The following is a 9,704-nucleotide window of genomic DNA, read 5'->3' on the forward strand; positions in this document are numbered from 1 at the left end:
CGTCAGATTCTTATGATTATGGGAGCGCATTGACATGGGGCGGGCTGGGAAGCAGCTTCAAGCCACCGCGCTCGAAAGAAAGCCTTGCGGCCGGGTACAGGGCTTGTACATCGTGCAGGCAGCGGTGGAACTCCGCGCGAAAATGCGCCATCCCTTGGGGGGTAATGGCGTAACCAACGCCGAATTGAAACCGCAGCGAGGCCCATGGAATCAAGGCTGGTCGACGCAGTATGAACATGCGCCACGTCAGCCACAAATACAGATCTATCGCCAGCGGCGAACGCAAGCGGTGCAACACGCGAAGATCGAATGGAACGGCATAGTCCATGCACTCGCGATAGAACGCTTCTGACAACGTGATCGTGCTTTCCCAAAGCGACGATTCATGCGGCTTCTTCGGGTTCCAAAGTAGTACCCCTTCGTCGGACAGTGCGACGTTTTTATAGGTGAAGTCTTGGCCCTGATGTGCTTTGAGCGAAACGAAAGTGCTGAACAGTTTCGTGGCCTGTATTTTCAGTCGGGACGTGTCGCCACGCAGCCCGCCGTTCGTCGATAGCCCGAGTTTTTGGGCAAACTCATTGAGACTACGACCCAGGGTCAGCTCACGTGAGCCTGTCAGCTTTGCCTCTCGCGTCAACCATGCAGAAATGAGCCGGGGCAGCTTGCCGTAGGGAAGACCGATGTCGGGGTCCACAAGCATGGTGATGGACGCGAGGCCGTTGTCCCGCTTGTAATGCGACCCATCGACTTTCTTGTGTGGAAGTGAGGCCCAGATCATGGCGCGTGCCATATAGCCGATTTGGCCGGCTGCAGTGGCGTCCTCTTCCTGAATGGCGATGGCGGTATCAAGAAGGCCCGCAACCTTGGCTGAACTCGCCTTGACCGCCTTCTTGGAATGAATGCCTGCCGGACGATCTGGATCAACTGGCAGTTTCCGATCAGTGAAGTCGGCAGCCTCCAGTAGCCAAGGCATCAGGATTTCGACGGGAGTGGGAGTGTGCCATTGGCCTCCGGGCTGTCCAAGCCCAAGGCGTCTACGAGTTGCAGTGTGCGGAAGTAGACCCGTCGGCCGATTCGCACCATGGTTGGCCGTAGACGGCGGGATACATCACCGTCCGAATAGAGTGCAACCCGAAATCCATCGGCAGAACGCCCCAAAATTCCTGCCACGTCAGCAATGCTCATTAGCGGGCCAAAGCGGCCCAGCAGAAACTCTTCCGTCTTCATAAATGCACCTATATCAGGACTAACTAGGCGCAATTCTGAGTAGTCAGAAGTAATCGAGCAAGCTGGTACTCTCTGTAAGTTGTTGATTTGAAAGCCAATATTCCATATCTTGGCATCCGCTCTTGACCATTATTGGTAACCAAGATTAGATCGCTTGGTGGATAGGAAAATCGGGTTCGTTTGCTAAATTTGTATAGAAATCAGTGACTTGCCGATGCCAGGAAACATTGGCTTACATAAAGGGGCAAAGAATTCTGCGAATTGCGTGCTGGGGCGTCTGAAAAATGACACAGAGTGTCGACCTCCCAGCTATTGCCTCAATTTATCCAGCTTCTCCACCAGGTCTTCCGCCCGCAAATGCGTATACCTTTTCAGCATCTGCATAGACTTGTGCCCGCTGATGGCCGCGACTTCTTGGTCTGATAACCCGGCCTCGACAAAGCGGCTGACCGCTTCGTGGCGCAGGTCGTGGAATCTGAAGTTCACCAGGCGGGCATCGAGCTTGGCCTGTGTCCAAGCTTTGTCGAACACGTAGGGGCGGCGCACTCCGTCCTTGCCAGGCTCGCCAAAGAACAGAAGGTCAGTTTCGCCAGGGCGTATTGGATTGTTCACGGCGTTCTGAAAAACCTGGGTTGCCGCTGCTGTCAGGGGAACCGTTCGGGGCGACGAGTTTTTCGTGTGATCAAGCCGGATAACGCGGCGCTGCAGATCCACTTGACTCAGACGCAGGCCAGCAATCTCAGAGAGCCGCATCCCCGTTTCCAGTGCGCCGCGCACGATCCAACTGAACATCGGGTTGGAGTGGGCATCCACGGCGGCAAGCAGGCGCTCGTTTTCGGCCACTGTCAGCCGGCGATTGCGCCCCGCGCCTGGCGCAGGGCGGCGGATGTTGGAAACCGGGTTGAACGGCAGGCCGATGCCCCATTCCTTGATCGCGATGGTGAAAAGGTGGCTGAGCAGTGCCAGTTCCAGTCGCACGGTGTTGTTGCTGCGTGGGACGGGCTTGCCATCGGAGTCATCATCGCCAGCCAGTCGGGCATCGCGGTATTGGGCGACGATTTCGGCGCTCAGTGCGGCGAGAGAGTATTTGCCGAGATGCCGGGTCAGAGCCAGGGCTTTTTTGTGCTCGCCGACTTGGGTGGATTCACGTTTGGTGGGAGTGACTTCGCGCAGATAGCGAGTCAGGGCTACCTCGACGGTCATACGCTCTGCGGGACCGCGCTGGATGTAAACGCCGCGAACCATTTCGTCTTCGGTGCGGCGCGACCAGTCCTCAGCGTCTCGTTTGGTGCGGAAAGTTTTGGCGGTTGGTGGCCAGCCCGTCTTGCGGATCAGCGCTTTCCATGTGCCTGAGGGGGTCTTAACGATCGTTGCCATAGTGTTCCGGTACGGGCTAGCGCCGCAGCACTGTACCGAAACTGTACCTGACCAACGATTCTGAAAAATCCCCCAGTATCTGGAGCGATCTTCAGAATTCTCTAACGTGTTGAAAACGCTAGAGAATTTAGAATGGTGCCCGGGGCCGGAATCGAACCGGCACGCCTTTCGGCGGGGGATTTTGAGTCCCCTGCGTCTACCAATTTCACCACCCGGGCCGCGAGGAGCGAAGCCTCAAATTATGGCACAGTGTGGCCATGAACTATCCAACCATTGAAGATGCGATTGGCAAAACGCCTCTGGTCGCGCTGCAACGCATTAACGCCGCGGAAAACGCCGCGCGCGGTAACGTCATCCTGGGGAAACTCGAAGGCAATAATCCCGCCGGTTCCGTGAAAGACCGCCCGGCGCTGTCCATGATCAAACGCGCTGAGGAGCGCGGTGACATCAAACCGGGCGACACGCTGATTGAAGCCACCTCCGGCAATACGGGCATTGCGCTGGCCATGGCCGCTGCCATCAAGGGCTACAAGATGGTCCTGATCATGCCGGAGGACCTCAGCATTGAACGCGCGCAGACCATGAAGGCGTTTGGGGCCGAATTGATCCTGACGCCCAAAAGCGCAGGCATTGAATATTCGCGTGACCTGGCCGACCAGATGCAAAAAGAAGGCAAGGGCCGGGTGCTGGACCAGTTCGCCAACCCAGACAACCCGCGCATTCATTACGAAACCACCGGGCCCGAAATATGGACAGATACGTCAGGCAAGGTGACACATTTTGTCAGTGCTATGGGCACGACGGGCACGATTACCGGCGTTTCGCGCTATCTAAAAGAGAAAAACCCGGCCATCAAGGTTATCGGCGCCCAGCCGAGCGAAGGTTCGCGGATTCCCGGCATTCGCAAGTGGCCGCAGGAATACCTGCCCAAGATTTACGACCCTCGCCAGGTCGATGAGCTGGTATCGGTGAGCCAAGCCGACGCCGAAGACATGTGCCGGCGCATGGCGCGCGAGGAAGGCATATTTGCCGGCATCTCGGCCGCAGGCGCCTGCTGGGTTGCCCAGGAAATCGCCAAAACCGTGAAAGACGCCGTGATTGTCTTTGTGGTGTGCGACCGGGGCGACCGCTACCTGTCCACTGGGGTGTTTCCGGCCTGATTTTTGGCTAAAAAGTGCTTCTGCCCGTGCCAGGAAAGCGCAAGCAGCTACTAAATTGATAGCGAGCTGCGCTCCTCATCCTTACCCTCTTCCTTTCCAATTTCTTCACCATGACCCACGAATTCAGGTTTTGCCCGAACTGCGCGACGCCGCTGGCGATGGTGTCGCAGATGGAGGATGGCGGCGAAAAGGCGCGCCTGCGTTGCCCGGCCTGCGGTTACACCCACTGGAACAACCCGACGCCGGTACTGGCAGCCGTGATTGAATACAACGGCCAGGTTTTGCTGGCCCGCAATGCCGCCTGGCCCGGCAAGATGTATGCGCTGATCACCGGCTTCATGGAGGCAGGGGAAACGCCCCAGGACGGCATAGCGCGCGAAATCAAGGAAGAAACCTGCCTGGACACCACGTCGCTGGACCTGATCGGCGTCTATGACTTTCAGCGCATGAACCAGATCATCATTGCCTACCATGCGGTGTGCACGGGGGGGGTGAGCCTGTCGCCAGAACTGGTGGATTACCGACTGTATGACCTGGACAAGCTCAAATGCTGGTCGGCGGGCACGGGTTACGCACTGGCCGATTGGCTGCGTACGCGGGGCCATGAGCCTGAGTTTATGGATTGGGCCACCTTGCTGAGCAAAGTGGAGCCGGGGGCGGGTAAGGCCGGGTGAAGGGCTTTTGCGCTTTGCTTAAAATCGCAGCAACCCAAGGATTCTCATGAACATCGACAAAGAACTCGACACCCGCGGTCTGAATTGCCCGCTGCCCATCCTGAAAGCAAAAAAAGCGCTGACGGAAATGCTCAGTGGCCAGCTGTTGCGGGTTGTATCAACCGACGCGGGATCGACCCGGGATTTTCAGGCTTTTGCCAAACAAACCGGAAACGAGCTGGTCGAACAGCAGGTTGCCGGCAGTGACTTTATTCACGTTTTAAAGCGTCGCTGATTCTGTAACAGGCGGTTATCAGGCTACCTGTTTTCGGCGTTCCCGGCCTGACCAGCCGATCTGCAGGTTTTCCAGGTAGTTCCGGAAATGAGCGCCCACCTCGGGGTGCTGCAGCGCCAGCTCAACCGTGGCCTCCAGAAAGCCTTCCTTGCTTCCGCAGTCATAACGCTTGCCCTCGTACTGGTAGGCATACACGCTCTCTTGGCCCAGCAGGCTGGAAATCCCGTCCGTGAGCTGCAGTTCGCCGCCTACGCCGGAGGTCTGCTTGCGAATGTGCTCAAAAACCGCAGGGGTCAGGATGTAGCGGCCTGCCACGCCCATGCGTGAAGGCGCCACTTCAGGCGCCGGCTTTTCCACAATCCTTTTGACTTTCATGAGGCCGGTGCTCGCGCCTTCCGTGGCCACAATTCCGTAGCGGCGGGTTTGATCCAAGGGAACCTCCTGCACCGCCAGGATGGATTGCTGGACCTCGGCAAACTGCGCCGCCATCTGGGCCAGTACGGGCTGGCCACCCTTGGGGCCAACCATCAAGTCGTCGGCCAGCAGCACGGCAAAAGGCTCTTGGCCCACCAGATGCTCTGCACACAACACGGCATGGCCCAAGCCCAGCGAGCGTGGTTGGCGGACATATGAAAAGTTCATGTCGTCCGGTTGAACTGAACGCACCAGCGACAGCAGGGCATGCTTTTGCGCTACTTCGAGTTCGTTCTCTAATTCATAAGCAGTATCAAAGTGATCTTCGATGGCCCGCTTATTGCGTCCAGTAACAAAAATCATGTGCCGGATGCCGGCCGCGTAGGCTTCTTCCACCGCGTACTGAATCAATGGCTTGTCAACCACCGGGAGCATTTCCTTGGGTTGAGCCTTGGTGGCCGGCAGAAAACGGGTGCCGAGACCGGCAACCGGGAAGACAGCTTTGCTTAATGTAAATTTTTGCATCGACTTTAATCGGATAAAAGCCTAAAGTGTTGCGTTGTAGATACAGCGCGCGGGTCGGACAAACGCCCGAATTTGCGTGAGGACATCACGCAATCGCGAGTTTGCAGGAAAAAGGATTGACTGAGTGGACATCTTACTTCTTGATGCGTTGGTGCCCGAAGCGATGGCCTGGCTCGAAACCAGGCATGGCGTTGCGTACCACCCCGAACTCGCGGACGACCTGATCTCGCTGCGCAAGATTGCGTACAAAACCAAGGGCATTGTTTTTCCGCGCCAAACTGTCGTCACGCGCGAATTTCTCGATTTCCTGCCCAAACTCAAGGCCATCGGACGCCTGCACGTGGGCACCGACAACACGGACCTTGAAGCCTGCAAAGAGCGCGAGATCAAGGTCGTGCATGCCAGCAGCGCCAACGTGCGCTCCAATGCCGAATACCTTTTGAGCAGCCTGCTGCTGCTGTACCGCCGTGGCCTGGTGTCGGCCCTGATGGGACGGCGCCACCCCACCACCCAGATGGGGCGCGAGCTTCACGGCAGCACGGTCGGCATTCTGGGCCTGGCCCCCACGGCGCACACGCTGGCCGGCATGCTGAGTGGCCTTGGCGTGCGGCTTGTGGGCTACGACCCGGCAGTTCATCACACGGCGCCGATCTGGGAGCGTCTGCGTATACAGCCTGTCTCCTTGCCGGAGCTGGTCAGCCAGTCTGATGCCGTGTCGGTGCAAATGCTGTATGCCACACGCTTTCGCGGCTTCGTCAATGAGAAGTTGCTCGCAGGCTGCAAGCGCAGTCAGCTGTGGGTCGGCATCAGCCGCAGCGAGTTGTTCGATGAGGGCGCGCTGGCCGCAGCGCTGTGCGATGGCCGCATTGAAGCCTGCATCCTGGATGGCGCAGAAGCCAGTTTTCTGGGTGACGCTTCGCCACTCAAGGGCCTCAAGAACCTGTTTGTGACGCCGCGACTGGGCTCCCATACGCGCGAGGCGCGCCTGCGGTCGAGCTGGTATGTGGCTCATCGCATGCACGAAGCCCTCGGAACGCCACACAGTGGCCTGGACCAATTAACCAGTGCGCCCATGGATCTGGAACTGCCGGGTGCCGTCACGCCGTCTCAGTGGTCTGAGCCGGAGAGTAAGGCCCCCACGGTCGCTCACTGACGTGTAGCTCCCTGCCCCCCGAGGGGGCGCTGCGCCTGCGGTCTGGCGAAGCCAGTCCCGCGTAAAGATAAAGCCCCCACGTTCGCTCGCTGCGCGTAGCTCTCTGCCCCCCGAGGGGGCGCTGCGCCTGCGGTCTGGCGAAGCCAGTCCCGCGGCGCCTGCTGGTGAAGAGGGATCTCGCCGCGCACTCGGTGATTAAAAAAGCCCCGTTCTCCGGGGCTTTCTTAAGGGTGGTCGTTGGGGTTATTTCATCAGTCGCGCGAGCTGTTCGCGGATTTTGATCAACGCTGCCTGGTTGTCGGCAAGGCGTTTGCGTTCCTGTTCCAGCACGGCCGGCGGCACCTTGTTGACGAAAGCTTCGTTGGTGAGCTTGGTGTCGGACTTGGCGATCTCGCTGGTCAGGCGGGTTTCTTCCTTTTGCAGGCGAATCTTTTCGGCGGCGAGGTCGACTTCCATGTAGAGGCACAGACGCGCTTCGCCGACGATAGCGACCGGCGCTGACTGCGCGGCGGCGACCCAGCTGGCTTCGTCTTCAAACACCTTGACTTCGCTCAGCTTGGCCAGCGCCTTCAGCACGGGCGCCACGCTGTTCATGAACGCTGCATCACCGAGCACAAAGAGCGGCATGCGCGTGGCGGGTGAGACCTTCATCTCGCCGCGCAGGTTGCGGCAGGCGTCCACCAGCGTCTTGAGTTTGGCGACATGTGCCTCGGCTTTTTCGTCAATCTTCTCGGGTTGGCTTTGCGGGTACGGTGCCATGCCGATGAACTTGCCGGTTTTTCCGGCGATGGGTGCTACGGTCTGCCACAGCTCTTCCGTGATGAACGGAATCACCGGGTGCGCCAGGCGCAGGATGGCTTCAAGCGCGCGGATCAGTGTGCGGCGCGTGGCGCGTTGCTGCGCGGCGGTGCCGGTCTGGATCTGCACCTTGGCGATTTCGAGGTACCAGTCGCAGAACTCATCCCACACAAACTGGTAGATGCTGCCGGCCACGTTGTCGAGGCGGTACTCGGCAAAGCCTTTGGCCACGTCGGCCTCCACGCGTTGCATGGTTGATGAAATCCAGCGGTCGGCTTGCGAAAAACTCAGGTAGTTGTGAAACTCGCCGCCGGGTGCGCATTGCTCTTTGGTGTGCTCTTGCAGCCCGCAGTCCTGGCCTTCGCAATTCATCAGCGTGAAGCGCGTGGCGTTCCAGAGCTTGTTGCAGAAGTTGCGATAACCCTCGCAGCGTTTGCTGTCGAAGTTAATGCTGCGGCCCAGGCTGGCCAGTGCGGCAAAGGTAAACCGCAGTGCGTCGGCGCCGTAGCCGGGAATACCGGCGGGAAATTCTTTCTCGGTGTTCTTGCGCACCTGCGGCGCGGTCTCGGGCTTGCGCAGGCCTTGCGAGCGTTTTTCCAGCAGCGGCGCCAGTTCGATGCCGTCAATCAGATCGACCGGGTCCAGCACATTGCCTTCAGATTTGCTCATCTTCTTGCCCTGTGCATCCTTCACCAGGCCGTGGATATACACGTGTTTGAAAGGCACCTGACCAGTGAAATGCGTGGTCATCATGATCATCCGGGCGACCCAGAAGAAGATGATGTCGTAGCCGGTGACGAGCACGCTTGATGGCAAAAAGAGATCCAGCTCTTTGGTCTTCTCGGGCCAGCCAAGCGACGAGAAAGGAACGAGCGCCGATGAATACCAGGTGTCCAGCACGTCTTCATCACGCGTGAGTTTTTTGCCGGGTGCCTGCTTTTGCGCGTCGGCTTCGCTCTCGGCCACGTAGACTTTGCCGTCTTCGTCGTACCAGGCCGGAATCTGGTGGCCCCACCAGAGCTGGCGCGAGATGCACCAGTCCTGGATGTTGTTCATCCACTGGTTGTAGGTGTTGACCCACTGCTCGGGCACAAACTTCACATCGCCATTGGCCACCGCGTCACGCGCTTTTTGCGAAATCGATTTGCCGGTCGGGTCCTGGTCGCTGACTTTGCTGAGCGCCACAAACCACTGGTCGGTCAGCATGGGCTCGACCACCGCGCCGGTACGCGCGCACACAGGCACCATGTTTTTGTGCGGCACGGCTTTTTCGAGGAAGCCTTGGGCCTCCAGGTCTTTCAGCACCGCCTTGCGGCAGTCATAGCGGTCCAAGCCCTGGTATTGCGCCGGGCCGTTCTCATTGATCTTCGCGTCCAGCGTGAAGATGGTGATCAGCGGCAGGTTGTGGCGCAGGGCGACCTGATAATCGTTGAAGTCGTGGGCGCCGGTGATCTTCACCACGCCGCTGCCGAATTCCGGATCGACATACTCGTCAGTGATCACCGGAATCTTGCGGTCGCACAGTGGCAGGTCCACCATCTTGCCAACCAGGTGCTTGTAGCGTTCGTCGTCCGGGTGCACGGCCAGCGCGCCGTCGGCCAGCATGGTTTCGGGCCGCGTGGTGGCAATGTGCATGCCGCGCAGCGGCGAGCCGTCAGCGGCCTTTTGCGGGCCGTCGCTGAACGGGTATTCGATGTGCCACATGAAGCTGTCGCGCTCTTCGTTCTCGACTTCCAGGTCGGACACGGCGGACTTGAGAATCGGGTCCCAGTTCACCAGGCGCTTGCCGCGGTAGATCAGGCCTTGCTCATAGAGCTTCACAAAGGTCGAGGTCACCACCGTCGACATCTTCGGGTCCATGGTGAAGTACTCGTGCTTCCAGGCCACCGAGTCGCCCATGCGGCGCATCTGGCGCGTGATGGTGGTGCCGGACTCTTCTTTCCATTCCCACACTTTGGCGACGAAGTTCTTGCGGGCCTCGACCGGGGTTGATCCCATATCGTGGCGGCTTTTCCCTTCGCCCTGCAGCTTGCGCTCCACCACGATCTGCGTGGCGATGCCGGCGTGGTCGGTGCCGGGCACCCACAGCGTGTTGTGGCCGC

8 protein-coding genes and 1 tRNA gene are annotated in these 9,704 nt (G+C 59.1%); 4 read left to right on the plus strand and 5 right to left on the minus strand.

Annotated features, from left to right (window positions below):
* Nucleotides 1-16 precede the first annotated feature (16 nt).
* From ABI546_RS16150 to ABI546_RS16160, 3 genes are all read right to left on the minus strand, one after another.
* Nucleotides 17-973 (minus strand): replication protein RepA, encoded by a 957-nt coding sequence (locus ABI546_RS16150; RefSeq protein ID WP_348048070.1) that lies wholly within the window; start codon nt 971-973, stop codon nt 17-19.
* A 563-nt stretch (nt 974-1,536) separates the two neighbouring features.
* A complete protein-coding gene (locus tag ABI546_RS16155; RefSeq protein ID WP_348048072.1) occupies nt 1,537-2,604 on the minus strand; it encodes a site-specific integrase in 1,068 nt (355 codons plus the stop codon).
* 133 nt (nt 2,605-2,737) lie between these two features.
* Nucleotides 2,738-2,822 (minus strand) — tRNA-Leu (locus ABI546_RS16160).
* Nucleotides 2,823-2,861: 39 nt separating this feature from the next.
* On the opposite strand from ABI546_RS16160, the gene cysM reads away from it, so the two are divergent.
* The 3 genes from cysM to ABI546_RS16175 all read left to right on the plus strand — a co-directional run bounded on the left by cysM (nt 2,862) and on the right by ABI546_RS16175 (nt 4,712).
* Nucleotides 2,862-3,764 (plus strand): cysteine synthase CysM, encoded by a 903-nt coding sequence (gene cysM / locus ABI546_RS16165; RefSeq protein ID WP_348048074.1) that lies wholly within the window; start codon nt 2,862-2,864, stop codon nt 3,762-3,764.
* A gap of 110 nt (nt 3,765-3,874) precedes the next feature.
* Nucleotides 3,875-4,438, plus strand: coding sequence for an NUDIX hydrolase (locus ABI546_RS16170; protein ID WP_348048076.1), 564 nt, complete (start codon nt 3,875-3,877; stop codon nt 4,436-4,438).
* 46 nt (nt 4,439-4,484) lie between these two features.
* On the plus strand, nt 4,485-4,712 hold the full coding sequence (locus tag ABI546_RS16175; protein WP_007867181.1) for a sulfurtransferase TusA family protein: 228 nt from the start codon (nt 4,485-4,487) through the stop codon (nt 4,710-4,712).
* Between the two features lie 18 nt (nt 4,713-4,730).
* Here ABI546_RS16175 and galU read toward each other — a convergent pair whose 3' ends face one another.
* Nucleotides 4,731-5,651, minus strand: coding sequence for a UTP--glucose-1-phosphate uridylyltransferase GalU (gene galU, locus ABI546_RS16180; protein WP_348048078.1), 921 nt, complete (start codon nt 5,649-5,651; stop codon nt 4,731-4,733).
* Between the two features lie 124 nt (nt 5,652-5,775).
* Between galU and ABI546_RS16185 the strand changes: the two genes are divergently transcribed.
* Complete coding sequence (locus ABI546_RS16185; protein ID WP_348048080.1) at nt 5,776-6,804, plus strand: NAD(P)-dependent oxidoreductase; 1,029 nt, start codon at nt 5,776-5,778, stop codon at nt 6,802-6,804.
* Nucleotides 6,805-7,047: 243 nt separating this feature from the next.
* Here ABI546_RS16185 and ABI546_RS16190 read toward each other — a convergent pair.
* Nucleotides 7,048-9,704, minus strand: a 2,657-nt coding sequence (locus ABI546_RS16190; RefSeq protein WP_348048082.1) for a valine--tRNA ligase, incomplete at its 5' end; no start/stop codon positions are given.

It is taken from the genome of Polaromonas sp., assembly GCF_039932935.1.
Classification (GTDB): domain Bacteria; phylum Pseudomonadota; class Gammaproteobacteria; order Burkholderiales; family Burkholderiaceae_C; genus Polaromonas.